This window comes from Ectobacillus sp. OTK (assembly GCF_059698935.1).
The window spans coordinates 2,410,433-2,435,539 of the sequence record NZ_AP048547.1 but is presented as its reverse complement, the minus strand read 5'-3'; the positions used below and the strand labels follow the sequence as shown (position 1 = coordinate 2,435,539).

Sequence of the window (25,107 nt, the reverse complement as noted above, 5' to 3'; positions counted from 1 at the left end):
CAACTAACTCTCATCTACCTTTATACCGTCTGCAACACAATCGTGAAAATGCTCCTCAAACCAGGCCTTATTTAATCCCTTCCCGATAAACACAATCTCGCTCTTCCGTTCCTCCTCCTGCTTCCACGGACGATCATAGGAAGCCGCAAATAACGTATGCACGCCTTGAAAAACAACACGTCTGTCCATTCCTTGTGCAGCTACAATTCCCTTATAACGATATAAATATTCCCCTAGCTCCGACACAACTGCAGTCATCCATTCGTTGAGCTTTACCATGTCCAACGGACGCTCTTCGCGCAGCACAAACGCCTGCACCCCCGTCAAGTGATCTTTAGAGCGATGAGGCTGTATGTCAAGAGTGTCACGTGTCCGAAATGTTTTTATACCAAATAACAAATCAAAATGGATTTCGCTATTTACAGTTGGCACAATCCGGGCGGTTGGGTTTAAGGATTGGATCCAGTGCTTGACTTCCTCAAGCTGCGGAATGGTCACTAAATCCTGTTTATTCAATATAATAAGATCGGCAAAAGCTATTTGCTCTTCCGCTTCAACGCCTTTCTCAAAATGCTGCTGAATATGATACGCATCCACCACCGTAACAATGCCATCTAGCTCGTACGATGACTGTATTGTTTCATCAAGAAAAAATGTTTGAATAATCGGTCCAGGATTTGCAAGACCTGTCGTTTCAATAAGTAATCCTTCAAACCCTGCTTCTCCCTCTTTCCTGCTTTGTAATAACTTTTTCAACGCTACAAGCAAGTCTTCCCGTACGGTGCAGCAGAGACAGCCATTCGTCATTTCCATAACTTCCTCTTCCACATTTACGATCAACTCATTATCAATCCCGATTTCCCCAATTTCATTCACAATAACAGCAAATCGATGGCCGTGACGCTCTGATAAAATGCGGTTTAGCAACGTTGTTTTTCCAGAACCGAGAAAGCCTGTTACAATCGTCACTGGAATTTTTTGCTTTATACCCAAATTCTTTACATCCCTTCTTTGCCTGTTCTATTTCGTTATTATAGCAAATCCCTGCCTTTGTTTCGATTTTGTTTGCACTCAAGCTTACACCGAAGTGTTTCAAGAATGAAAAACTGTCCCTTATATGAAGGAAGGGCATACCTTTTCTAAAAAATCACAAATTCCACCGAATCTTCAAAAGGTACTTCTTCCTATTTTCCATCATATACCTAATAATACAGGAGAAAATCGTCAATCCAAATGTAAAGGGGCTGCACAGCATGAAGAAATCCTATAATTATAAGGAAATTAAAGAGCTGTTGGAAAATGAAAAGCAAAAGCTGCTTCAACAGCTTCAGTGTCAAAACCTCACTCCAAAAGAACAACAGACCATCCACATGTCAATAGACAACTATGAATATATTTTAGAGCTAGTCGATATGAATCATTTTAACCGCGGCATGCAACGTCCCTCCCCAAGAAAACTAAAATAGCTTCTAAAAGAGTTTCATTCAACTCATCGATTTCTATGTCCTATTACATTTATCCTTATGTTCAGAGCGTTACAATCTTAAATGAGTTTACTTTGACTTCCACTTTAATACTTTCATAAAATTGAGATGGCAAGTCGCCATCTCTTGTCCAAAAGCAATTCATCCCCCACCTATCATTGAGCTGCGTCCTTCATCTGATTAATGAAGGGATGTTCTCGCCTATTTTCCAATAAAAATTCCCATTGAACTTTCAATGGGAATTCACAACTATTCAGCAAAGGCACTTAACATCCATACGTGCTTTTCCAGTGCCGTATGAATAGCTAGCAGCATGTCTGCTGTTGTTTCATCTTCTGCCTGCTGCGCCGCCTCCATTCCCTCTTTCAGGTCGGAAATTAAAGCTGTATAATCATTAATCAATGTACGTACCATATCTTCTGCCGTTTCATTCCCAGTGCTTTCCTGAACGGTAGATACCTCTAAATACTCTCGCATAGTCGCCAGCGGTGCACCCTTTAATGCGAGAGTACGCTCCGCCAATTCATCAATATATGTATTTGCCTCTGTATATAACTGTTCAAATTTATCATGCAACGTAAAAAACTGCGGTCCTTTCACATACCAGTGATAATTATGGAGCTTAACAGATAATACACTCCAGTTTGCTATTTGCTTGTTTAATGCCTGTATTACATTTGAATGACTCATTTTTCCATAACATCCTTTCATCTGTATTATACAGCCTATATAACTTTCTTAGTATAACATACCCCACCCAAAAAATACCTATGATAAAACACATATGTCGATAAGACTTTATATTTTACTTGAGTCAACTGACCCACTACCTACTCTCTTATGCTCCTTGAGGCGGGGTATCCTGCACGAAAAATCAGATGAAACCTACGATATACTCCTTTCCCCCCTACATGTCCGTCTATTTGTCCATACTCACTCATATGTATATAACAAACCCATAAGGGGGGAGGATTGTATGGATCAACAACAATGGAAAACGGCGAAGCGTATTGCCGCTACGTATATTGGTACAATTGTCGGTGCAGGATTTGCGACAGGACGCGAGATTGTTGAGTTTTTTACAGTACATGGTACGTACGGAACAATCGGTATTTTGGCAAGCGGCATCCTGTTTATTTGGCTCGGAACAAAGATGATGCTCCTTGCCGCCCGCATCGAAGCGTACTCAGCGCAGGAATTTAATAAATATTTATTCGGGGATGTATTCGGGAATATCGTGAATGCCACGCTCCTCCTATTTCTGCTTGGTACAACAAGCGTTATGCTTTCCGGTGCAGGTGCTGTATTCGAGGAGCAGCTTCGTTTGCCCCGACAGTTTGGGATTTTGCTTACTATTACAGCTTGCATTTTAATTTTAACAAGGGGACTGCAAGGTGTATTTGAGGTGAACTCCCTTGTTGTACCTATTATGATGATTTTCATTATCGGACTATACTCTACTACCTTTTTGCAAACATGGCCTACCCTTTTAACAGCTATTCCAGAGGAAAGCTGGAATTGGCGTTGGATCACCAGTCCGCTAACGTACGTTTCCTTAAATATTTCACTTTCGCAAAGCGTTCTTGTCCCGCTTGCGTACGAAATCAAAGATGAGAAGGTTATTACAATGGGAGGTGTACTTGGGGGTGCAGGCTTATTTCTTATCCTGTTATGCAGTCAATTTGCTATTTTATCCGTGGAGGAATTTTATCAATATAGCATACCAATGGCAGAAGTTGTACGGCGCCTAAACCCAACATTTCATTTTTTCTTCGTGCTTATTATCTTCGGGGAAGTATTTACAACGCTCATTGGCAATGTATTTGGTATGAGCAAGCAGGTGCATTCAATGACCGGCTGGAAAAGCTACAGTGTTGTACTAGTCATTTTATTTATGAGCTATTGTATCAGCTACATCGGCTATGGCCAGCTTCTTCATACACTCTATCCGCTTATCGGCTGGGTAAGCATTATTTTTCTGCCTCTCATTGCACTGCGAAATAAAACCAAACTGTGAGATAGTGACTCGAAAGGGGTACAGCATCCCATTTTGAGTCACCTCATGTATCACAGTAGGATTTTTAAAGCCCGGTAAAGTTAAAGGTGTTTGTAAGGTCTTCATACAGTAAAAATAGACTCCTGATTCAGTCACATTCCTCACATGTTTCCCAGTACATACCCATTTCTACCGCAAAATACGGCTTAAGCTGCACCTGCAGCATTCGGCTCGGCCATCGCTCGAATACAAACTGCAGTGTCTCCTCACCGTCTTCCTTAGAAGCAACGACTTGTTGCACGGCAAAACGCTGAATAGTCACAATTGGATGATGGTTTTGGTGCCAAACGATCCATACTTCCTGCTCATCATTATAACTAATTGAAATCGATCCTTTTCCGACATCCTCCATATCGCAAACGGAGGTACAAACCACATATTCTTTTTCTTGTTCGATTATAATATATCGATACCCTTTCGGATCAGCTTTCGGACTCATCCCGAAAAAGGACTGTAACACATCATGAACCATCTCTTTATCTCTCCATTTCTATACTAACTAATGAACACTTTGCATACAAGCCTCGCTATGTTGTCAAATCTATAACAAACTGTATACCACATAGTCTAATCCTTACAAACCATTCCTTCATTATATAGTAACCCATATACGATTATATAAAAAGAAAACGGAAATTCTATATAAAATAAAAGCAGCGGGGCCATGGGACCCGCTGCTTTTATTTTATACTTCTCTTCAATGTCCACGCCTCTAAAGAGGACACTTCTACTTGTCCTTCCTTTGCAAAGAAGCGGATACCTGTACTTTCTTCACTTGGGTAAATCCGGCTCGTCATAACCTGTTCGCCACCGTTCACAAACAATTCTACACTGGAGCGATCTATGAAGAGATGAAGCTGAATCTCCTCCATTCCGCTCATATCCAAAGAGGTGCGTCGTATACCTCCATCTCCCTTTCCAGATCGGCTTCGGTCGAAAATCAGCTTTCCTTCTTTTTTCTGGATTGCTACTACTGTCTCTTCTTCTTCGGAACAACGAATCTTCAGACCAAATTCCTCAGCTGTACAATCTAAAAGCGAAAATGACGTTATAAGTTCCAGCACATCACCGGACACCTCTGTTACTGATTGCTCTCCTGTTACGCGAAAGGCAGGAACAGAAATATGCTCGTTACGAAGCGCCTTCAGCTCTTCTACAGGCTTCATCACTAGTCTTCCGTTTTGTATATAAAGCTCGCGGGGCAGCGTCATCGCTCCAGCCCAGCCATCCTCCTGCGTAGGCATAGCGGTGCGCCACATATTCATCCAGCCGATAACAATGCGGCGTCCTTTGTCATCCAAGAACGTTTGCGGCGCATAAAAATCAAAGCCCTTATCCAATTCTTCAAACTCGCCGTGCGTAAGTACTCCCGTTTCATAGTTAAATGCGCCAAGCATATATCCAGACTGGCTATTATTGTGGTATCGATCTCCTTCTGCTTCCATTCCTTCCGGTGAAATAATTAACACATCCTGTCCATCAAGATGAAACAAATCTGGACATTCCCACATAAAGCCGAGTTTCCCTTCACTTTGTGCCACTACACTTACATACTCCCAGCTTCGTAAATCAGCGGAGCGATATAATACTACTTTTCCAAAATCCTCATATCGCGTCCCAAGCACCATATACCATACATCGTCATGCTTCCAAACCTTCGGATCACGAAAATGGGATGAGCCAACAGCAGGAGGCTCCGCTATAATAGGATTTCTTTCATCCTTCGTAAATGTCACACCGTCGGTACTCGTTGCTAAGCATTGCATTTGCTTGAGTTCACTCTTGTCTTCATTCATCCAAATATTCCCTGTGTAGATCAAGGTTAAAACACCATTATCATCCACTGCACTTCCTGAGAAGCAGCCATCCTGATCGTACGCTTCGCCTGGCGCAAGCGCCATCGGAAGGTGTTCCCAATGTACAAGATCTTTACTTGCCATATGTCCCCAATACATTGGACCCCACTCAGGACTAAATGGATGATGCTGATAAAACAAATGATATGTACCCTTCCACTGAATCAAGCCATTCGGGTCGTTCATCCAATAAGCAGGCGGCATTGGATGATACTGCAAACGATGATACGTTTTTTCAACCTCCTCTGCAGCCTTCTGTACAGCTTCATTAGCTTCTTGTAAACGTTGCTCATGAGATAACATATTCGCTTTCCCCCTTCTTCACTACACAGCATATTTCACAAACTGATGTTTCTTTCAATTTAACCTTACTACTGAAAAAAACTGAAAGTAGAATGCAAGATATAGACTAACGCGAGTAACAAGCCGTATGTATAACATAAAAACCTATGTGGTACCGCTAAACATGCGCAAACGCTTTCTTAAATACCCGCTTCAAAGCGAGGTTCTTTTCCATCCGTTCCCCTCGCATCGAAGCTATTATATAAGAAAACCTGATTCGATACAATCGAATCAGGTAAAAAATCCGCTATTTGTCAAATAAAAACTGTATCTTGCCGTCTCTCCATTCTAACCTCGCATCAAATGTCTTTTCACCCTTTTTGAATCCCTTTATTACATCGGTCTTCCCTTTCTCAAGAAGCTTTTTTACATTCGTCGCCGATAATTTTTTTCCTAGTATTTTTTTGGAAATTGTAAAGCTGCATTTTGTTTTTGCGTAATGAGAACAACCATAAAAATCGCCTTTATCAATAATATTTCCTCCGCACAATTTACAAGGCCCGACCGTCTTGCCAAGCGACGATTTCGATGCGGTTCGCTCAATCGCTGCCGTATCAATGCCAGCAAACGTCCACTGCACAGACATTTGCACAGCATCTTCAATAATTTTAGCGGAAAGCTTTTTTACTTGTTCCATAAAGCTTGCAGCAGACGCATTTCCTTCTCCAATTTCAGCAAGACGCTGCTCCCACTTTGCTGTCATTTCTGGAGATGCTAAAATTTTATTACCTATCGCTTCGATTAAAATCTTTCCTTTGTCCGTTGCATACACTTGATTTTTCTTTACCTCAATATACTTCCGGTCCTTTAGCATCGTGATAATGCCAGCCCGCGTCGCCTCCGTACCGAGCCCTTCCGTTTTCATCAGCACCTTCTCCAGCTCTTCATTATCAAGATGCCGGCCTGCTGTTTTCATAAGAGTAATCATTTGTCCCTCCGTATATCGCTTCGGAGGCTGTGTTTTCCCTTCTTTTACCTGTACATCACGAACTGTTCCCAATTCACCATTGTGCAAAGGCGGCAGAAGCTTTTCGTCGTCTTCATCCTTTATTCCTTCAGCAAACAACACCTTTCGCCAGCCCTCCTGGACTTGCTGTTTTCCCTTTGATAGGAAAGCGGCACGGCCATCTACCAATGTTGTAATGGTTGTATAATCAAAGATAGCAGCTTCATAATGAGCTGCAATGAGGCGCTTTGCTATTAAATCATATATTTTTTGTTCATCTCCGCTTAGTTTCGTTACATCAGGAACCTGTTCTGTCGGAATTACAGCATAATGGTCCGTTACCTTTTTTTCGTTTACATAGCGCTTATTATGAAGAATAGATGCAACCGGCGTTGGAAAAAAGCTCTTATAGGCATTTTGTTTGCTCAGTTTTTCCAATATATCCAAAAAATTGGCTGCTTCTTCTTTTGTCACAAAGGTCGAATCGCTGCGCGGGTACGAGATATAGCCCTTCGTATATAAGCTTTGTGCAAGATCGAGCGTCTTTTTTGGTGAAAATTTAAAAGCTCGGTTTGCTGTTGCCTGCAGAGCTGATAAGTTAAAGAGCTGCGGCGGCTGAAACTCCTTTCGTTCCGTTTGGGCCTCAGTAATTTCCGCATTCTTCCCGTAGCAAAATGCTGCAATTTTCTGTGCTAGCTCGGGATTGTCAAGGCGCGATTCTCCATCCTTATGCCACTTTCCTTCATACTCTTTTCCGTTCATAGAAAATGTTGCTATTACTTCCCAAAACGGCTTGGAGACAAAGTTTTCGATTTCCTTCTCGCGTTTCACCACAAGAGCAAGCGTAGGTGTTTGCACACGCCCAGCTGAAAATACATCCGAAATTCCCTTTTGCTTTAATAAAATCGTATAAACACGCGAGGCATTCATACCGATAAGCCAATCGGCACAAGCACGACTATATGCCTCAAAATATAAATTGCGCGTATCCTCCTCTCGCAGTAAATTCCGAAACCCCTCACGTACGGCATTTTCAGTCAGAGAGGAAATCCATAACCGCTTCATCGGCTTGGAAATACGTGCTGTTTGCAAAATAGTCCGGATAATGAGCTCACCCTCACGCCCAGCATCGCCTGCATGTATAATCTCCTTCACTTCTGGTCTTTTAACCAAATCCCTTATTGTAAAAAATTGCTTTGCTTTTGACTTGGTCACTTTATATTGAAACTTATTAGGAATAAGCGGTAAATTCTCTAGCGTCCATCGTTTCCAAGCTTCATTGTACTCCTCCGGGGACAACAGCTCGCAAATATGGCCAACAGCCCATGTAAAATAAGCACCATTTGGAAATAGCTCACACTTCCCTACTTCTATATAGCCGTCCCTTTTCCGAAACGAGAACGGCGCGGCCAGCTTCATTGCTTGGTCCGGTTTCTCCGCAATCACAACCTTCAATTCTGATATCTCCTTCCACATAGACAAGAAAGGCTGAAACAATCCACCTCTTACCTAACTTACGATCCATCTCCCCCGATAGAGCAGTGACGCAATCTTCTTCCTGCAGGTAAGCAAAATGTAGAATTTCGACGCCCTCGTGAGAAAAGTTATAGTTTCTTTTCTTCCAAAAAGAAATTTATGCTTTTTCTCTTTGTATCCTCATTTTATTATATCGTTTTCAAGACTAAGCTTCCAACTGTATAGCTGCAGCAACAATAAAAAACCCATCTCTGCTAAAAGAGACGGGCTGCTTGCTTCCTGGCATCTTACTATTTTCCTAGTTCATTTGCTTCTTTTTCATATATTTTATCAAAGCTTAGCATCACGCGCTGTGATGCTTTTAGTAAAGACTGATTCATCATCATATCAGACATTTCCTGTGTTATATCTACATTGGAGCTTTCGAGCATATAATTATGAACCTCTGCCGTCCCATTTGGTAATGCAGCAATATTGCTTCCTTGTACTGTAAAGGTACTATTCTCGTGCCTTTCAAGAGATGCAGCTGTTTCTTTGTTTACCATTTTTGTTTGCAGTACAGCGATTGCCTCATTTGTGTTCGCATCATACAATTGTCCGTTGCCTCTAACACCAATGCTCGTCCCCTGCGCAATCTGAATCGGGTTGTTATTGACATCAAGCACAAGTGCTCCTGACGTTGTTTGCAAATACCCGCTGTCATTCACGGAAAACTGCCCGTTTCTCGTTAAAAATGTTTGCTCGCCCTGCTGAACAACAAAGAAAGATGCTTCCTCAGCATTTGCATTTTTTAAATAAAAATCTGTACTGCTATTTGTAATCTTCATCGTTCCAGGCATTAAATTGACGTGATTTGCCTTAGGCGTTACAGCGTAATCCATCGTTCCAATCCATGTCCGTTGCATGGCATCATTGCGATATGTCTTTTCTGTCTCTAATACCTTGGATGTAAGCTTATCCGCTTTAAATCCTACCGTTTGTGTATTTGCAATATTATTGGCAGTTACATTTAAATGCTGCATATAATTAATTATTCCGCTAGAACCAATATACAGTCCGTTCATGTAAGGCGAATTCGGTTATAAGACAATCCGAACTCTTCTCTCCTCTCTCACTCATCTCTGCGTAAGTCAAATATTTCTCCCTGAAGCGGCGCATCCTTTGAAAGAACACGTTCAGCCAACCATTCTTTTGTTGGAATATGAATATGCTTTGTAATATTTTGCCCATTTGTTACAAATAAAATTGGCACATCCGAAGCTTCCGAAACGCTGAGCCAATCCCCAATGGACTCTGTTTCGTCTAATTTTGTCACAATTAAACAGTTTGCCTTAACTGGTTGAAATCGCGTTAAAACCGTTAACACATCTTTTTTCCTCATAGATGCAGAAAAAGTTAGGCATGCTATATCCGGATGTAAAATCTCCATATACTCCTGTACCTCTTCAACAGAATCCTCATCCATGTAATTACGCCCAGCAGTGTCAACGAGAATATGATCCACACGCTTGACATTTCGGAAATATTCCACCGCTTCCAAAAGCTCCTCTTTTCCTGCAGCAACACGAAGCTCGCTTTGCATCAGATCCGCATACCCTTGCAGCTGCTGAATGGCCCCGGAGCGAAATACATCGGTCGTAATAAAGCCGAAGCTTCGCTTCTTTTTATAAAACTGCCAGCCAAGCTTTGAAATAGTCGTTGTTTTTCCGACCCCTGTCGGTCCAAACAACACAATAATCTTGTTTTCATCCGCATCGAGCAAAGGGGCCGTTTTAAATTGCTTTGCCATTTCATGCAATAATCGGGTACGTACTTCCTGCTCAGTCAGCATTTGTACATCTGTTAGTTTTTCTTGCAATGCTTTCGTATACGTCTGTATAAGCTTATCATCTACATCATTTTCCTTCAGTAAATCAGAAAATTGTTCAATCATATCTGGAAGGAGGCCCTTCTTCTCCCCGTCATCCACGTCATCCGCCGGTCCGTTAATCATAGCAATGGCCGCCTTGAGCTCTTCAATATCCTTACTGCTTTGCTCCAGGCTTTGTTTTTGGATTTGCTTCTCCGCGTTTTGCTCTACCTCTGCCTTTTTCACAACGGTCTGTTCTACCTCGTCGTACATGGAAAATCCTGTTTTGAGCAGCTTCAATAATTCTTTTTTCTTGGCTGCCTCAGCAGCCGGGTCAAAGGAGGCAGTTCGGCTCTTCCGATGTAACTCACTCGTTTTCATTTCTAAATTCTTGAGCACATTCTGTATGCCTTCATCCCTCGGTTCCCGTGCCTCCGGTTTGAATGCATCCTCTTTAACGTTGCTCTCACTGTTGGCTTTTTCATCTTGATGCAGCACCATCACCTTTAATTCATATTCCTTCTTCCAAAAAAGCGGGAATTTTCGTTTTGTCTTTTGATCAATAATGTGGTAATACTGCTTACCATATTGCTCAAAAAGCTTCTGGTACAGTTCATCCTTGGAAGCTGCCCGTACAACCTCTAATTGTGTTAGCATTTGGTTGTCCAGTGTATGCAATATTCACACCTCCTTTTGGTCTATATCAAGCGCAGCTTTTTCATAGCATCGTTATTCGATAACCGCAATTTGTTCTACAATCGTTTCTGGGGAAAGCTCCGTGATCGCGAGAACCTTCATATCTAGCTGATAACGCTCAAGCAACCGGACAACACCGAAACGGAAATCCTTACGACGCGTGAGCAAAACAGGTTCTCGGCCCGTAAGACGCGCTTTTTTCATCACATGCTGCACCTGCTCCATTACACGCATCTCCTGATCCAAATCCCAGTTGAGCAAATATCCTTGATAGCCGTTGTTCATTACCTCTGTCCCAAGCTCAATGTTATCATTAAACAACGCACCATAAATTTTACCGTCATAGTTTTTCGCATTTTCGCAAATTACTTTAGAAATACATTCACGGACATAAGATGTCACGCCGTCCACGTGATTTTGATATACCTCCTTGCCATCAATAATGCCTTCCATAATCGTCGGCAGCTCACGTATGGAAATCCCTTCCTTCAACAGCTGCTTAATTACGTTTTGAATGAGAGATAAATCAATTTCCTTCTTCTTAATCTCATCTAGCAGCACTTCATGCTCTCTCTCCAGCGATTGAATCAAATCTTTTACGTGCTGGCGCTGAATGAGCTCATGTAGATTTTTACGAATCACAACATCTAAATGTGTAATCAGAATGCTTAACGGCTCGAGCACTTGGTAGTTTTTCAACTGCGCATCCTGTACCATATGCTCCATAATCCAATAGCCGTCTTCTCCAAATATCGGATCCTTTGTCGGCTCCGCGTCTAGATCCACCATAACATGCGGTGTTTTTAAAGCTAATAAATAACCGGATTTTAACACACCCTCCGCCGCCTTTGCGCCTTTGATTTTAATCACGTAACGACCTCGCGGCTTAAAGCTCGTATTATCCTTAAAGTTAATACCAGGAATGTTAATGCCCAAATCATTGATAATAGATTTACGCATTAGCACAACTTTATCACGGGCGGTTTCTCCGTCAATTTTTTGTTTAATGAGCGCGGCCAAATCAAGGCCGAGTTCGACAATAATTGGATATTTATCAGTAAAAACACCAAAAGAATCGTCTAGCTGGCCTGCGCCTGCCTCTGCTTCGTTTTTCATCATGTTTAGTTCTTCTTGTAGTTTTTCTTCTTTTTCCTGATTTAACCGTTTTTTATTACGGTATCCAAAGAAGATAATACCTATTCCAACCAATAAAAACGGAATGAGTGGCAGCGGTGTAAAAATGCCCATTACAATAAGCATCCCACCGAGCGCATATACAATAATCTCATGCGCCATTAATTCTTTAAAAATACCTTCGCTTAAGTTATCCTCAGAGCCGTCAAATACACGCGTGACAATGATACCTGTTGCAATCGCCAGCAATAATGAACCAATTTGCCCAACAATCCCATCGCCAACTGTCAACATTGTATAATGATAAGCTGCTTCCTGGAAACTCATTCCATTCTGCATCATTCCAATAATCAAACCAAAAATAACGTTAACAAAGACAATTACGATACTGAAGATAACGTCACCTTTAACAAACTTACCAGCACCATCCATCGCACCGTAAAATTCTGTTTCCATATTTAATTTTTTGCGTTTTTCCTTCGCTTCATCTTCGGCAATAATGCGTTGATTTAAATCTGCATCAATCGACATTTGCTTGCCGGGTAAGGAATCGAGTGTAAAACGTGCTGCTACCTCCGCAGTACGGGAAGCACCGTTTGCTACGATAAATTGGAAAATAATTAATACGATAAAAATAACAATTCCAATTAATATATTGCCACCAATTACAAATTTTCCAATTTGCTCGATAACATGCCCCGCTTCTCCATGGGTTAAAATAGCACGTGTGGTCGAAACGTTTACGGAAACACGAAAAATTCCTATTAACAACAGCATCGTCGGAAATGATTTCAACTCATCCCACTCTTTAATCGTTGTCGCTCTCATATATACAAGAACAGCTAGTCCAAGCAGAAAGACAAGGACTAGATCGAGAATAAATGGTGGGAGCGGAACAAGCAACGCCACAACAAACGATACAGCCAAAAAAATTGAAACATATGTTTTCGCAGAATTCAGACGAGACATATGAACTTCCTCCTACTCCACTCTTGTTGCACTGAATCTATATTTCTATTTGTTTTGTTCGAATTAAATATCTCATCACTTCAATAACAGCGACATATAAATCCTCAGGAATGTGCTCTCCCTCTTCTACATTATAATACAAAGCACGTGCGAGCGGTTTATTCTCTACCATTGGTATTTTATTCTCTTTCGCTAGCTGCCTCATATACATCGCAAGCTCGTCTTCTCCTTTTGCAAGAACAACCGGAGCTGCATCCTCATTTTTCCGATAGCGAAGAGCTACTGAGAGATGGGTCGGATTATTCAAGATGAAGGTTGCATCATCCATTTTTTTCGCCATTGCTCCTTGTATAATGGCGTACATAAAGCTTTTTTGCTTATGTTTTACCTCCGGGCTTCCCTCGTTATCTTTATGCTCCTGCTTAACCTCTTCCTTTTTCATCATGAGATTTTTATTATGCTCCCATCTTTGGTATACATAATCGACTATGCCTAAAACTAAGCTAATCATGAGAATGATCAAAAAGACTGACTTCGTTCCTTCAAATACTTCGATTAAGGAACCGACCCAGTTTGAGCCAATGCTCGCAACGTAGCCCTCTATCCCTCTTCTTAAAACAATATATGCTGCATATCCAAGTAAACCGGTATATAGCAACGATTTCAAAAGATCGACAAGACTTTTCTGGCTAAATAAATGAGTAAAATAATTTTTGGGATTAATACGAGAGGCTTTGGGCTTAATAATTTTTGCCGAGAATAAAAACCTCACCTGCACTAAATAATTCATAATGTGAAAAGCATATACAAGAATGACAATAGGCAATAAAATTTTCACAAGCAATGAGCCCATTAGAAAAAAAAATTGCTTTGGTTCTGTCGAGGCATCAATGCTGCTTAGCAAGATGCTAACTGCATTGGCAATCTCTATTGCCAGTCCATCACCCCAAAAGAGCAATACAGCAGCGAAAGCAAGAAGCGTAAATACATTATTTAGATCCTTGCTTTTCGCAATATTTCCTTCCTCACGCGCTTTTTTGATTTTTTGCGGGGTGGCTTTTTCTGTTTTATTATCCTTTGCCAAACGACTCCCCCCTTTTCAAACACTTACTTTGTTAGGAAAAAGTTAAATAAACGTGTATATTCCTCTAACAACATCTCTGTCAAGTTTTTAAACACGTATGCAAACATCGGTACACTTATCGCAATAAAAAGAATTCCTACTGTAATTTTTACAGCTGAGGCATTCATAAAAATATTGAGCTGCGGCGCGTTTTTTCCGATTAACATAAGCACAAAATTAATAATAAACAAGCTCCCCATAATAGGAAGCGCAATTTCTACTGCTGATGTCATCGCAAAGAGAAGCGTTGCCATCACGACTTTCAAAAAATCAGCTTGCAAGAGCGCCGCTGCTGTTGCTGTATAATCGAAAGACTTCATAATCGTTAAAACAAGATAATCTAATCCTCCAAGCGCTACGAAAATGGTCACAAAGAAAATATCAAGAAGCGTCGATATCAGAGTGGATTGAGACCCGGCATTATAATCCAGTAAACTTGCCTGCGCAAGGCCTAAATCGAGATCCATAATATGCCCAGCCATTTTCGGTATACTTAAGAAAAATTCAACAATTTTTGCGAGCGCAACTCCTATTAAAATTTGCGTCACTGCATAAGCAATTAACCCAGGTATCGTCTCAATTCCGGTAATGTCAATTTTATCGGCGACTGATATGGATAATGCCAGCCCGAATGTCACTTTTACCATTGCAGGAACGGCTTTTCCAGAAAAAACAGGCAAAAAATATAAAAATGAACCGATTCTACAAAAAGCCAGCAGCATTGCTGTCCATATATCCATACTAATCATATATTGCCCTCTTATTTCTATTAATTTTGTTATTGCAATAATGTTGGAATACGATCAAACAGCTCTGTAATGGCTGATGCAATTTCTTGAAACATCCACGGTCCAAGCACCACCAAAATAACGATAATACTAGCCATTTTTGGTAAAAACGTAAGTGTTTGCTCTTGAATTTGCATCATTGCCATGATAATGGAAATGATCACTACAACCACGGTACTCACCGCTGCAATCGGCAGCAGTACCTCAAAACCTTTATAGAAAAACGTTTGAAAAATATCAAAAATCGGTGATGTATTCATCGCGAAAGCGCACGGAAGGAATCCCCTTATTCCACAAGCAACCCTCTCCGTACTCCCTCCTCTCGTCTCAGATTCTCTTAATCACGCAAGCTAGGATACTGTTTTAAACATAATGTCGACAACTTTCGTATAACCGCCTACATAAATAAATACCAAAATCTTGAATGGCAAGCTAATCATCATTGGAGGCATCATCATCATCCCTAAATACATCAACACAGTACTAACAATTAAATCGATAAAGACAAAGGCCAAATAAATAAACATACCCGTCAACAAGCCCTTTTGAATTTGGGTTAAGGTGAAAGCCGGAACCATTGAAAATAAAGAAACTTCCTCTTTCTTTTCCGGCAATTCCTCATTCCGCACCTTGAGCATCATCTTTAAATCATGCTCGTACGTATGCTTTGCCATATATGTTTTTAATATAGGCTCGCTTTTCTCAATCACCTGTGCCGTTGTTAAATTTCCTGCCTGCAATGGATCCCAGACTTGTCCTTTTAACTCAGACAGCACGGGCTGCATGGTAAATAGTGATAAAAATAACGCAAAGCCGACAAGCACCTGGTTAGGCGGAAGACTCATTAATCCCATTCCTTGTCTTGTTATCCCAAGTACAATTGCAAAATACGTAAAATGTGTAAACATTAAAAAAATGGAGGAGGACAACGACAACAGTGTAACTAACAAAAACAGCTGCACACTCGAATTTGATGAAAACGAGCCATTTCCGGATAAGTCAAGCAGCCCATTTGTTGCATTCGTTGCGGCATATGCGCTTTTTCCAAAATAAAAAATATTTAACATGAAAGTCAACGTTGCAATATAGAAAATGCGAAAAATCATTGTTTTCGTTATATTGTCTTTTTTAATTTGCGGTTTCTGCATTTTGCGCTCCTTCCGCTTGTTTTTTTTCTTCTAAGCTCGTTTCTAAAATTGCCGAAAAACTTTTTTCATTTAACTGAATGGAATGAACACCATGATTGCTTAAAACTGTAAAAATGTGTTTTCCCTCTATTTCAAATAAAAAAGCGCTCGTTTGCTGATTCAAATAAACGCCGTCTTTTACACGAATAATGCCATTTTCGCCGTGTTTATATAATTGATGCTTTCGCGTTTTTTTCATCATGTAAAAGGCACCGAAGCCTAACACACCAAGAAACACTGAAATTTGCAGCAAAGTCGTTACATATGTCATATGCCCAGATTGTGCAGCCTCTACTGTATAGCTGCATCCTCCTTCCTAGTCCATGATTGCTTCGTCACATTAAATTGAAGCAAATCATTTCATAACACAGATTATCATATTGCGAAATGATAGCCAATCCGATTTTCTTTCCAAATTCGCCTTGCCACGCCTTTCTTTCCTTATCTTTCTTTACAGCTGCATTTTCTTTTTCAAATCCGTATTAACTTCAGAAATAATAATCCCAAAATTATTGTCTATCAATACAGCTTCTCCAATTCCTACCTTCTTCTCTCCTAAATAAATATCGACCTTATGTCCAGGTTTCTTCTCTACCTCAAGTATATCGCCAACCTTTAATTTCTGAACATCGCCTACTGTTACAGATTTTTTCCCTAGCTTAACAATCAGATCAACATATATATCAGAAACAGTTTCAAGCGTACCTTGCTTGTTTCCCTCTCCGCTAACTTCTTTTTTCGAATTAAAATCCACCAGTTCTACTGTTGATACAGTGTGCTTAAAGCGTTCGTCCATTATTTTCGCTCGTGGCCGAGCTTCCCCCTTTCATATGCGATAAGCACAGGGAGTGCCTGTGCCTATCGCATGCTTCGTTATTCTATAAACTCCTTAAATAAAAATGCCTTTCGGGTTCCTTCTCTTCCGATTAGACAATTAAATTTATGCTTGCCGCCTACATATCCTTTTAGCTTATCTGTTATCTTTACATTAAGCGGAACAATGTCGCCTTCCTCGATTTGCAGCAATTCATCAATCGTAACCTTTCGTTCACCTATTATAACGCGAACGGACTGTTTTACTTTCTTTAGTTCATGCTCTACCTCTTCCACATAATTCTTACGATTATGGGAGGAGTGCTCCACGATATTTTCCGATGTGAGCTTGTCCATAATAGGTTCCACAGATAGGAACGGAATACTGATACGAATTGTCGTGTTCCAATACTCTGTTTTAATATTCACGTTCATCAACGAAATTATGTCGCTTGCCGTTGTAATTTTCAAGGCGGTCGGCGTAGTTTCCGTCAACACCAGCTTCGGTTGAATAGGAGTTACCCCTTCAAATGCCTGCTTTAAGCTATCGTTTAATGCATTAAAAAAATTATTCAACGTAATAAACTCAAAATTTGTTAACGGCCGGCGCAACGTAAAATCCCGCTTTGGCTCTCCGCCAAGCCAACATTCATGAAGATAAATAATAAACGCTAAATCCACATCGACAACAATCTGCCCTAAAGAAGGATCTCCTAAATCCAGAACACAATATAAATAATAGTCCTTTGGCATCTTTTCAACGTACTCGCTCATAAACGGAACTTGTTCTACTGTGGACGGTTCCAGTTCGATCGGGAGACGCAACCGTGCGGACAATGACTGTGTAACCTGTTTTCCGAAATTGGTTGCAATTGTTTGCAGGCTCCGTAAATGCTCGATTCCGAACTTCTCCGGTCTATTAAAGTCATACTCCTGAAATTTCCCCTGCTCCTCCAGTTCTTCTTCATAATTCGGGATTTCATCCCCCTCCTGCATCGCTCTTAGCAGGGCATCTATTTGTTCTTGACTTAGCTTCTCGCCGCCGCTCATGGACATCCCCCCTCACTTCCATCTACATCATATAACGTTTTTTATTTTTGACTGGTTAAGTCTGTGATTTCCACATACATTTTCCCGCTTTTTGTTAAAATTCTACCCGTACCAATTTCTTGATTTTCAAGCATAATCCGAACAACATTTTTACGGGAATTCTCGAGCCGATACAACGTCCCTTTTGTAATACTAAGCAAATCATCAATTTGTTTTCGTGTGCTTCCTAACTCAAAATAAATAGTTAAAGGAATGTTTTCATTTATTTTCATAAATAACATCTCCCTGCAATGTAAACAATGGATAAAAAGAACTTATCCTACATTCACATTTAAGATTTTTTGGATATAACGCCTAGTTTCGCCAAATGGAGGTACACCGCCATACTTTTTCACATTTCCTGGTCCTGCATTATAGGCCGCAAGCGCCATAACAAGATCACCGTGATAACGTGATAAGTGGCCGCTAAGCTCCTGCACACCAGCTTCAATATTTTGTCTTGGATCGTACGCATTTGTAACACCATGCGCTTGTAAATTAGCTGGCATAAGCTGCATCAAGCCCTTCGCCCCAGCTGACGACACAGCTTTCGGGTTGAAGTTTGATTCTGTTTCAATTATTTTTTGAATCAATGCAGCCGGAACTTTATATTTTCGGCTCATTTCTTCAATAATATCTATATACGCGCCTTTATACTTTGCCTGAATCGGCTGAACAGTATAGTTGCCCATAATATTCCATGCATCATTACTTCCTGTTGCAGCGCTGCTTTTGTTCGCAGGTTCAATAATAGAAGAAAAGCGACGTGCCCATTCGTTATTTGTGATAGTTGCAGCCAGTTGATCTCCAACCTGCTTTACTGATGAACTCTCCTGTGTTGCGGCTGCCTGCTCATTCTCTAACTGCTGCAAAAAGCTGCTCGGTTCACCTGCAGTTTGCGCAACAAACGAACGCGCATTACTCATAATAGCCTCAAACTGCGCTTTTTTATATGACAACACTTGTTTTACAATATTATTTATCATATCCTCACCTTTTAAACGGAGATATGTTTATCTTAAGTTGTTTTATAATAGTTTTCAAGATAATACGTATAGGAATATTTAAAAATCTCTTCCTAACAATATAAAAATTAAATGAAAATTAAATAAAAATCTATTAAAAAACAAAAAAACGCCCTATATCGTACTATTTTACTATACGAAACTTAATGAGTACTAATTGACATTGCCCCTGCTACCGCCTACAATAAGGGTGTAAGTTGATTTTGCTAATGTTTTTCATAAAATCGCTTTTACTTATTATAAAAATATAAAAAATAAAAAACATTGGCAATCAATTATAAAATATAAAAATAGTGGGGGGCCACAATTATGAGAATTAATACTAATATCTCTAGTATGAAAGCACAAGAATCCTTACGTCAAAACCAAGCTCAAATGGACAAAGCAATGAACCGTCTTTCCAGCGGTAAGCGCATCAACTCTGCTTCTGACGATGCTGCAGGTCTTGCTATCGCAACTCGTATGCGCGCAAAAGAAAGTGCATTAAACGTAGGTTCTCGTAACACGCAAGATGCTATGTCTTTAGTCCAAACTGCAGAATCTGGATTGAGCTCTATTTCTAATATCTTAGTTCGTATGAAAGATCTTGCAACTCAAGCTGCCAACGATACTAATAACGCTGGTGATAGAACTGCACTGAATTCCGAATTTACAAAATTACAGGCAGAAATTACGCATATTGCTACTAATACTAACTTCAACGGAAAAACGTTGCTTGATGGTTCAGGCGGCACTCTAAAAATTCAGCTTTCTGATAAAGCTAACGATACATTGGATTTGGATTTGACTACAATTAACTCTTCATTAACTACACTTGCAATTGACGCAAGCGCTATTGACACTCAAGGTAATGCTACATCAGCAATTACTGCTATTGACAATGCTATTAATACGGTAGCTGGCTACAGAGCTGACCTTGGTGCTACATTAAACCGTTTAGACTACAACGTAGAAAACGTAAACAACCAAGCAACAGCAATGGCAGCTTCTGCTTCTCAAATTGAAGATGCAGACATGGCAAAAGAAATGTCTGAAATGACAAAATTCAAAATCTTATCTGAAGCAGGCATCAGCATGCTGTCTCAAGCAAACCAAACACCACAGGCAGTGAGCAAGCTTCTTCAATAATAACTACTCGCTCGCTTTATAGATTGAAGAAAAACGCCCTGCATAGCAGGGCGTTTTTCTTATTTCCTTTTCCATACTAGTCAATCCATTATCTAGTGTGTTGACAGCATCAATATTCATTTTTTACAATTATATTAATATACAGTATAACTGCTTTACTATTCTAAACAATTCAAGAGAATCATTGTTAAATAACGGGGGCGCTATGTGATGAAAATAGATTCTATTGTATCGGTTGCCATAACAAAGGCACAGCAATGCTTGCTCCAACACGATGCATATATGGCGCAGTCTATGCATCGTATGGATCGCCAAACAAGCGACGCTAATGATCTTATTTTTACTGTAGGTTCACACGAACTGCAAAAGCAGCATTCTGTTCTGCAAGGAAATCCTCCTGCTCCAATAACGGATACAGCACTCAGTGCCATCACAAGCACACTACTCAATATGCGTGATATTCTTGTACAAGCAATTGCTGAAGCAAATGATACACAAAAACAAAGCATACCATTAAACGAAGAAGATTCGCAGCACACAAAAAAGCTTACTTTTGACCATGTGCATAGTACGCTGTTGGCTGGCCATTCTAAATCGGAGGAAACGTCTTCCTATCATGGGACAAATGCTGTTAATTCCAAAAATTCTGCAGTCGATCCTGTGAGTATGGCGTACGCTGCTGTGAGCAATATTAATGCTGCCCTTCAACAAATCTCAAAAAGCCGGATGACCTTACATAGCATGCATGAACAGACGGACATTTTATCAGCACTGCCATCTTCTTCGATTTCAGATGCTGGTGCTGCAAAAGAACGAAGTGAACAGACGAAGGTGCAAATTTTAGATGAAGCAGCTAACAGCATGCATTCGCAAGCCCATCAAAATCCGATTGCACTCTATTCTCTTTTTCAATAGTGGCAGCTTCCGCTGTCACTATTATTCTGAAACAGAAAGCACCTGTCCGGAACGATCCACAACTATTTTTAGGTTTCGTTCACTTGCACCGTTATATAGTCCAAGTTTGCTTAATTCACGCTTGCATGTACTAATAAAATGCGATAGTCCACGCAATTGATCTACATCTGAGCTTTCAATAAAACTATTAATGTAATCCGTCATATTGCGAATATCCTTAAGCAGCTCCACCTTCTCCTGCTTGAGCTTTTCATTTTCTGCACGAAGCATATTCAACTCTGTTTTTAGAGCTTCTACATCTTGATGAATTTTTGTTCGTTCCGCAGACATGCTTGACAGCTCGTAAATCCCTTCAATCAGTTGATAAAGCTGCCTTTCTCCCTCTGTATTATGATCACATAGAGCCTGGAAGTTATTGATCATTCCTGATAAGAGCTGCACTAGATTTTTTTTATGGTTCGCACCTTCGTCCTGTTGTTCCTGTTGTTGCATCGGTACTTCTTGTAGCTTCTTAGGCGCTTCCTCTTTCTTAGTTTCAAACGGAACGAGTATCTCTTGTGTACGTTTTCGTCCTGGTTTTTGCTTCCACGTTGTTTCAAGAGAAATTTGTCCATTGCGCAATTTATAATATGTATTTTGTAACTGGCTTTTCGTTTTTGGAAAAACGTTTAAATGGTCCTTGCTTAAGGATGTAGATATAAGAGCAACGCTCGCGCCGATTTCCTGAAAAATACGATAACATTCTAGCAGCAACTCCAGCTCAGATTGCAGCCATAAAATATCAGACTTCAGATATGCCTCTTCTCCCCCCGCTCTTTGTACATCCATGCGGAATAGAGACATTTTATTATATAAGTTAATTAAATCATCATAATTCAGTTCATATTCTGTGCTCAGCTGTTTCAAGCTCTTTTCTGTTTTTTCATGATTAGGCCGCCCGGAAATAAGTTTTTCCAACGCAAGAACGATATCTGAAATCGAATGCTGATCTATAAACATAATGCCGCTCCTTTTCTCTTAATTTTTATAATTTTGAATATTTTCATACGAAACACAACTATTTTAAGATGTCTATACATTCCTTTACGACAGGAATTATGAAAACTACTATACTTTTAATTTTATACTATAAAAACCTGAAAAAACTAGGAAACACCATTTCAATTTATCTATTTTACATAAAATTCAATTTGTGTGTATTTTAACTTATTTTTTCTTAATACGTCAAATATTTTAGGGTTTTTGTTATTTTTTTATCTTTTGAATAATATTAATTTATATATAGAGATCATACGTACTTTATATGATAAAAAAACCCTTTCTTTATGTCGCATTTCATAAAGAAAGGGCTGATTTTTATTTTTTGAAAATAAGGTTGTCCACAAGGTCGATTAACTTTTGAATATCAGGCTTACTTACCTGCGCATCAGCACCTACCGCTTCCCCTTTATGGTACAATTCACTTGTAATAAGAGAAGAGAAAATGATAACCGGAAGCTTTTGCATAACAGGATGTTCCTTAATTACCTTTGTTAAATGGTGACCATCCATTTTCGGCATTTCAATATCTGTAATGAGCAGGCTAATATAGTTAAACATGCTCTCTCCCTGCTCCTTGGCAAGCTTTTCGATTTGGGATAGAGCCTCTGCGCCGTTACTGAAAAATTGCAGCTTTGTATATCCGGCGGTAGTTAACGTTTCTTCTAAAAATTGACGGAGCATGGCTGAATCTTCTGCAATATAGATAACTTTCGATGCACGTTCTGGATTCACTTCAACATTGTTCACCTTTTTCATATATCCAGAGTCACTAATTTCGCAAACAATTTTTTCATAATCGAGCAATAAAATAATTTTTCCGTCCAGCTTTACAATACCAGATGTTGTTTCTTCGAGTCCCATGGATAAAGAAGCCGGCTCATCAATTTGCTCCCATGAAATACGTTGGATTCTATACACTTCATCTACTCGGAAAATGACCTTCATTTGGTTCAACTCTGAAATGATAAACTTCGTATCTTCAATCGGCTTTCTTGATTTCAGTTGTAAAGAATGTGCCAAGTTAATAACAGGAAGAATTTCACCGCGTACCTGTACCACCCCTTCTACAGAAGGATGAGATTGCGGCACAACTGTCACAGGCATCGGATTAATAATTTCGCGCACCTTCATTACATTAATACTGAACAAATTATCACCAATTGTATATGTCACAATTTCCAATTCGTTCGTGCCACTCTCCAACAAAATACTTTGTCTCTCTGTCATAGTTCTATCTTCCCCTTTCAGTCAGTTACACAGATTATACAAACTTGCCTTCTACTCGCTTTATTTATATCGATCATTAATAATTGTAATGATTTCATCGAGCAGGATTTCCTGCGCCTTATACATTTCTAATTCAGATGCTTCCCAAAGTGTATTCATCTGCTTTTCAACTTCTTCTCTGAAATTTGGATCCATCTCATAAAGCAATAAGTCCTTTGTTTCTTGATCTACCCCCAGTAGAGCAAGAGCGTACATTTCTGCATTTCGTACTGTTTTTACCAATGTCGTGATGATTTCAGGTGCAATATGTTTAATTTTTTCAATATTTACTTCTTTATCAGAAAATAAGAGCTCGTACTGAATATAAGCAATATTCTCTTTTATGACCTTAAAATACGTATTATTTTTTTTGTCATTTGTAAAATATCCCGCAGGATCAGAGATGATGCTTTCTACTCTCCTGATTAAATCCGGCAAACTTACGGCAGATAAAATGGTTCGCTGCTCTACTCCTTGCGGTGAGATGAACGTAATGCGATATTTGTTCATTTTAGCATTGCTCATCGTTCAGACGGGAATTCCTTTTCCCTTCTCTCCCTTCGCGCCTATGTTTTGCGATTGCCTACTGTGATAGCAACTCAATATTACTTAACCAAAAGGCTAGCTGCTTATCATTTATGTGGGGTAGCTGAATAAAAAATTCCTTGCATTTCATTTCATCCTCGAATGCTTGATATTTCCATTCTGATTGTGAGTTTGAGATGCCGATAAAGTAAAATTGATGTATTTTTCCGATAACCGCTTTTTGCTCACCGAACTCATACGGCGGAACCCGCTTAATTTCAAATTCATTCGGCAAATAGATATGCCGCTCCCGCTCAAATGCAAGTATTTGATCTGCCAGCTGTCGCTTATCCTGGAAAAAAGGCAAGTTATAAATTCTTTCCTCTCTTGCAGTCATATTTTTAAATCCTTCCTTGAGTATTTGTTTATCTTTTATCATATGGACTGCAACCACGTTTTATGAATTGAAAAGGGAACGTGGAACGTTCCCTATTTTAATCCTGTTAACGGATCAGGTTGATAACGTCATTTAACACCTCATCTGCAACCTTTACAGATTTAGAATTTCCTTGAAATCCTTTTTGATATATCATTAAGTCTACAAACTCTGCCGCTAAATCAACGTTAGACGCTTCAGTCATGCCGCCGCGTACAATTCCCGCACCATTTTGGCCAGATGTGCTGAGTACAACAGTTCCCGCAGCAGGAGCTGCATTATAATTACCGCTGCCCATCTTTAGCAGCCCCTTTTCATTCGGAAATGTTGCGACTGCAAGCTGTCCGATAGAGCGGAATGTACCATCAGAGTATTGAACTGTAACATAGCCATCATTTGTGATTGTGTAATCTGCCGATTTTACAGTATCATCTCCCTCAACAAGCGGTTCACCCATCTTGATTTGAATTGGCTGAGGTGTGCCAGTAGTATCAGTTTTTCCATCTGCACCAGCAGGATAAGCCAGCACATATTTCCCTTCATCGTTCACAAGATAGGAATCCTCGGAAAGTCTGAACGTTCCTTTACGTGTATATTCATTCTTTACTCCAGCAGTTTTAGGGTCGTCCCCTTGTGCATCACTAAGGACGAAGAAACCACTTCCTTCTAGCGCAACATCTGTCTTGCCATTCGTAACTACCAAAGAACCTCCTGCATAGTCTGTGCTAACACCGCTCAGTTTTACGCCGCTTCCGATGCTAGTTGGGCTTGTGCTAGCATATTGTTCATTCCCCTGTGATCCTGTTGCGTTTTTATATAGCAAATCATCAAATATCGCCTTTTGCTTCTTGTAGCCTACCGTTTGTGCGTTAGCGATGTTATTGGATGTCACACTTAGCCCTTCTTGAAACGCCTTCATTCCTGTTACACCTGTGTAAAAAGATTGAATCATGTCTTTCCACT

General features: G+C 40.0%; 26 protein-coding genes. 4 read left to right on the top strand and 22 right to left on the bottom strand.

Translation table 11 applies throughout. From position 1 onward, the window contains the following. Positions 1-3: 3 nt before the first annotated feature. On the bottom strand, positions 4-987 hold the full coding sequence (locus AC6HZ4_RS11935) for a CobW family GTP-binding protein (RefSeq protein ID WP_497495682.1): 984 nt from the start codon (positions 985-987) through the stop codon (positions 4-6). A gap of 266 nt (positions 988-1,253) precedes the next feature. Between AC6HZ4_RS11935 and AC6HZ4_RS11930 the strand changes: the two genes are divergently transcribed. After that, positions 1,254-1,466: a DUF3896 family protein gene (locus tag AC6HZ4_RS11930; RefSeq protein WP_497495232.1), complete on the top strand. Its 213-nt coding sequence runs from the start codon at positions 1,254-1,256 to the stop codon at positions 1,464-1,466. 267 nt (positions 1,467-1,733) lie between these two features. Here AC6HZ4_RS11930 and AC6HZ4_RS11925 read toward each other — a convergent pair whose 3' ends face one another. Further along, positions 1,734-2,174, bottom strand: coding sequence for a Dps family protein (locus tag AC6HZ4_RS11925; RefSeq protein WP_497495230.1), 441 nt, complete (start codon positions 2,172-2,174; stop codon positions 1,734-1,736). Between the two features lie 286 nt (positions 2,175-2,460). Here AC6HZ4_RS11925 and AC6HZ4_RS11920 point away from each other — a divergent pair, with 286 nt between their 5' ends. Further along, a complete protein-coding gene (locus tag AC6HZ4_RS11920) occupies positions 2,461-3,501 on the top strand; it encodes a YkvI family membrane protein (protein WP_497495229.1) in 1,041 nt (346 codons plus the stop codon). A 127-nt stretch (positions 3,502-3,628) separates the two neighbouring features. Here AC6HZ4_RS11920 and AC6HZ4_RS11915 read toward each other — a convergent pair whose 3' ends face one another. From AC6HZ4_RS11915 to AC6HZ4_RS11845, 15 genes are all read right to left on the bottom strand, one after another. Beyond that, the gene (locus tag AC6HZ4_RS11915) at positions 3,629-4,012 is read right to left on the bottom strand and encodes a DUF3979 family protein (RefSeq protein WP_497495228.1); all 384 of its coding nucleotides are present in this window, start codon (positions 4,010-4,012) and stop codon (positions 3,629-3,631) included. Positions 4,013-4,220: 208 nt separating this feature from the next. Next, positions 4,221-5,699 carry a glycoside hydrolase family 32 protein gene (locus AC6HZ4_RS11910; RefSeq protein WP_497495226.1) on the bottom strand — a complete coding sequence of 493 codons (1,479 nt, stop codon included), beginning with the start codon at positions 5,697-5,699 and terminating at the stop codon, positions 4,221-4,223. Positions 5,700-5,985: 286 nt separating this feature from the next. Continuing rightward, positions 5,986-8,139 carry a DNA topoisomerase III gene (locus tag AC6HZ4_RS11905; RefSeq protein WP_497495224.1) on the bottom strand — a complete coding sequence of 718 codons (2,154 nt, stop codon included), beginning with the start codon at positions 8,137-8,139 and terminating at the stop codon, positions 5,986-5,988. A gap of 311 nt (positions 8,140-8,450) precedes the next feature. Continuing rightward, the gene (locus AC6HZ4_RS11900) at positions 8,451-9,224 is read right to left on the bottom strand and encodes a flagellar hook-basal body complex protein (RefSeq protein ID WP_497495222.1); all 774 of its coding nucleotides are present in this window, start codon (positions 9,222-9,224) and stop codon (positions 8,451-8,453) included. Positions 9,225-9,271: 47 nt separating this feature from the next. Next, entirely contained in the window at positions 9,272-10,687 is a 1,416-nt protein-coding gene (locus tag AC6HZ4_RS11895) for a hypothetical protein (protein WP_497495220.1), read from the bottom strand. Positions 10,688-10,738: 51 nt separating this feature from the next. After that, positions 10,739-12,808, bottom strand: a complete 2,070-nt coding sequence (locus AC6HZ4_RS11890; protein WP_497495219.1) for a flagellar biosynthesis protein FlhA — start codon at positions 12,806-12,808, stop codon at positions 10,739-10,741. A 37-nt stretch (positions 12,809-12,845) separates the two neighbouring features. Further along, positions 12,846-13,892, bottom strand: a complete 1,047-nt coding sequence (locus AC6HZ4_RS11885; RefSeq protein ID WP_497495218.1) for an EscU/YscU/HrcU family type III secretion system export apparatus switch protein — start codon at positions 13,890-13,892, stop codon at positions 12,846-12,848. A gap of 23 nt (positions 13,893-13,915) precedes the next feature. After that, positions 13,916-14,677, bottom strand: coding sequence for a flagellar biosynthetic protein FliR (locus AC6HZ4_RS11880; RefSeq protein ID WP_497495681.1), 762 nt, complete (start codon positions 14,675-14,677; stop codon positions 13,916-13,918). A gap of 32 nt (positions 14,678-14,709) precedes the next feature. Continuing rightward, positions 14,710-14,979: a flagellar biosynthetic protein FliQ gene (locus AC6HZ4_RS11875; RefSeq protein WP_497495217.1), complete on the bottom strand. Its 270-nt coding sequence runs from the start codon at positions 14,977-14,979 to the stop codon at positions 14,710-14,712. Positions 14,980-15,069: 90 nt separating this feature from the next. Then, positions 15,070-15,867 carry an EscR/YscR/HrcR family type III secretion system export apparatus protein gene (locus AC6HZ4_RS11870; protein WP_497495216.1) on the bottom strand — a complete coding sequence of 266 codons (798 nt, stop codon included), beginning with the start codon at positions 15,865-15,867 and terminating at the stop codon, positions 15,070-15,072. After that, on the bottom strand, positions 15,848-16,177 hold the full coding sequence (locus AC6HZ4_RS11865; protein ID WP_497495215.1) for a flagellar motor switch protein FliN: 330 nt from the start codon (positions 16,175-16,177) through the stop codon (positions 15,848-15,850). Before AC6HZ4_RS11865 ends, AC6HZ4_RS11870 begins: the two co-directional genes overlap by 20 nt. A 180-nt stretch (positions 16,178-16,357) precedes the next feature. Beyond that, on the bottom strand, positions 16,358-16,702 hold the full coding sequence (locus AC6HZ4_RS11860; RefSeq protein ID WP_497495214.1) for a FliM/FliN family flagellar motor switch protein: 345 nt from the start codon (positions 16,700-16,702) through the stop codon (positions 16,358-16,360). A 77-nt stretch (positions 16,703-16,779) separates the two neighbouring features. Further along, positions 16,780-17,769: a flagellar motor switch protein FliM gene (gene fliM / locus AC6HZ4_RS11855; protein ID WP_497495213.1), complete on the bottom strand. Its 990-nt coding sequence runs from the start codon at positions 17,767-17,769 to the stop codon at positions 16,780-16,782. A gap of 41 nt (positions 17,770-17,810) precedes the next feature. Beyond that, a complete protein-coding gene (locus AC6HZ4_RS11850; protein WP_497495212.1) occupies positions 17,811-18,041 on the bottom strand; it encodes a flagellar motor switch protein FliN in 231 nt (76 codons plus the stop codon). Positions 18,042-18,083: 42 nt separating this feature from the next. Continuing rightward, positions 18,084-18,794: a lytic transglycosylase domain-containing protein gene (locus tag AC6HZ4_RS11845; RefSeq protein ID WP_497495211.1), complete on the bottom strand. Its 711-nt coding sequence runs from the start codon at positions 18,792-18,794 to the stop codon at positions 18,084-18,086. 348 nt (positions 18,795-19,142) lie between these two features. On the opposite strand from AC6HZ4_RS11845, the gene AC6HZ4_RS11840 reads away from it, so the two are divergent. Beyond that, positions 19,143-19,961 (top strand): flagellin N-terminal helical domain-containing protein, encoded by an 819-nt coding sequence (locus AC6HZ4_RS11840; protein ID WP_497495210.1) that lies wholly within the window; start codon positions 19,143-19,145, stop codon positions 19,959-19,961. 207 nt (positions 19,962-20,168) lie between these two features. Further along, entirely contained in the window at positions 20,169-20,876 is a 708-nt protein-coding gene (locus tag AC6HZ4_RS11835) for a flagellin family protein (RefSeq protein WP_497495209.1), read from the top strand. Between the two features lie 21 nt (positions 20,877-20,897). Here AC6HZ4_RS11835 and AC6HZ4_RS11830 read toward each other — a convergent pair whose 3' ends face one another. From AC6HZ4_RS11830 to AC6HZ4_RS11810, 5 genes are all read right to left on the bottom strand, one after another. Then, positions 20,898-21,875, bottom strand: a complete 978-nt coding sequence (locus AC6HZ4_RS11830) for a DNA-binding domain-containing protein (protein ID WP_497495208.1) — start codon at positions 21,873-21,875, stop codon at positions 20,898-20,900. A gap of 357 nt (positions 21,876-22,232) precedes the next feature. Continuing rightward, a complete protein-coding gene (locus AC6HZ4_RS11825) occupies positions 22,233-23,144 on the bottom strand; it encodes a chemotaxis protein (RefSeq protein WP_497495207.1) in 912 nt (303 codons plus the stop codon). A 60-nt stretch (positions 23,145-23,204) separates the two neighbouring features. Then, complete coding sequence (locus AC6HZ4_RS11820; RefSeq protein WP_497495205.1) at positions 23,205-23,693, bottom strand: FliG C-terminal domain-containing protein; 489 nt, start codon at positions 23,691-23,693, stop codon at positions 23,205-23,207. 73 nt (positions 23,694-23,766) lie between these two features. Further along, on the bottom strand, positions 23,767-24,105 hold the full coding sequence (locus AC6HZ4_RS11815; protein WP_497495680.1) for a DUF3964 family protein: 339 nt from the start codon (positions 24,103-24,105) through the stop codon (positions 23,767-23,769). Between the two features lie 106 nt (positions 24,106-24,211). Next, the gene (locus AC6HZ4_RS11810) at positions 24,212-25,096 is read right to left on the bottom strand and encodes a flagellar hook-basal body protein (protein WP_497495204.1); all 885 of its coding nucleotides are present in this window, start codon (positions 25,094-25,096) and stop codon (positions 24,212-24,214) included. Between the last annotated feature and the right edge of the window lie 11 nt (positions 25,097-25,107).

Excerpts from the sequence above, each read along its gene's own strand:
- AC6HZ4_RS11825 (WP_497495207.1), bottom strand. The coding sequence starts at position 23,144 with ATGACAGAGAGACAAAGTATTTTGTTGGAGAGTGGCACGAACGAATTG.
- AC6HZ4_RS11930 (WP_497495232.1), top strand. The coding sequence starts at position 1,254 with ATGAAGAAATCCTATAATTATAAGGAAATTAAAGAGCTGTTGGAAAAT.
- AC6HZ4_RS11820 (WP_497495205.1), bottom strand. The coding sequence starts at position 23,693 with ATGAACAAATATCGCATTACGTTCATCTCACCGCAAGGAGTAGAGCAG.
- AC6HZ4_RS11870 (WP_497495216.1), bottom strand. The coding sequence starts at position 15,867 with ATGCAGAAACCGCAAATTAAAAAAGACAATATAACGAAAACAATGATT.
- fliM (WP_497495213.1), bottom strand. The coding sequence starts at position 17,769 with ATGAGCGGCGGCGAGAAGCTAAGTCAAGAACAAATAGATGCCCTGCTA.
- AC6HZ4_RS11915 (WP_497495228.1), bottom strand. The coding sequence starts at position 4,012 with ATGGTTCATGATGTGTTACAGTCCTTTTTCGGGATGAGTCCGAAAGCT.
- AC6HZ4_RS11890 (WP_497495219.1), bottom strand. The coding sequence starts at position 12,808 with ATGTCTCGTCTGAATTCTGCGAAAACATATGTTTCAATTTTTTTGGCT.
- AC6HZ4_RS11815 (WP_497495680.1), bottom strand. The coding sequence starts at position 24,105 with ATGACTGCAAGAGAGGAAAGAATTTATAACTTGCCTTTTTTCCAGGAT.
- AC6HZ4_RS11840 (WP_497495210.1), top strand. The coding sequence starts at position 19,143 with ATGAGAATTAATACTAATATCTCTAGTATGAAAGCACAAGAATCCTTA.
- AC6HZ4_RS11830 (WP_497495208.1), bottom strand. The coding sequence starts at position 21,875 with ATGTTTATAGATCAGCATTCGATTTCAGATATCGTTCTTGCGTTGGAA.
- AC6HZ4_RS11925 (WP_497495230.1), bottom strand. The coding sequence starts at position 2,174 with ATGAGTCATTCAAATGTAATACAGGCATTAAACAAGCAAATAGCAAAC.
- AC6HZ4_RS11860 (WP_497495214.1), bottom strand. The coding sequence starts at position 16,702 with ATGGACGAACGCTTTAAGCACACTGTATCAACAGTAGAACTGGTGGAT.
- AC6HZ4_RS11845 (WP_497495211.1), bottom strand. The coding sequence starts at position 18,794 with ATGATAAATAATATTGTAAAACAAGTGTTGTCATATAAAAAAGCGCAG.
- AC6HZ4_RS11875 (WP_497495217.1), bottom strand. The coding sequence starts at position 14,979 with ATGAATACATCACCGATTTTTGATATTTTTCAAACGTTTTTCTATAAA.
- AC6HZ4_RS11900 (WP_497495222.1), bottom strand. The coding sequence starts at position 9,224 with ATGAACGGACTGTATATTGGTTCTAGCGGAATAATTAATTATATGCAG.
- AC6HZ4_RS11810 (WP_497495204.1), bottom strand. The coding sequence starts at position 25,096 with ATGATTCAATCTTTTTACACAGGTGTAACAGGAATGAAGGCGTTTCAA.
- AC6HZ4_RS11910 (WP_497495226.1), bottom strand. The coding sequence starts at position 5,699 with ATGTTATCTCATGAGCAACGTTTACAAGAAGCTAATGAAGCTGTACAG.
- AC6HZ4_RS11850 (WP_497495212.1), bottom strand. The coding sequence starts at position 18,041 with ATGAAAATAAATGAAAACATTCCTTTAACTATTTATTTTGAGTTAGGA.
- AC6HZ4_RS11865 (WP_497495215.1), bottom strand. The coding sequence starts at position 16,177 with ATGACATATGTAACGACTTTGCTGCAAATTTCAGTGTTTCTTGGTGTG.
- AC6HZ4_RS11920 (WP_497495229.1), top strand. The coding sequence starts at position 2,461 with ATGGATCAACAACAATGGAAAACGGCGAAGCGTATTGCCGCTACGTAT.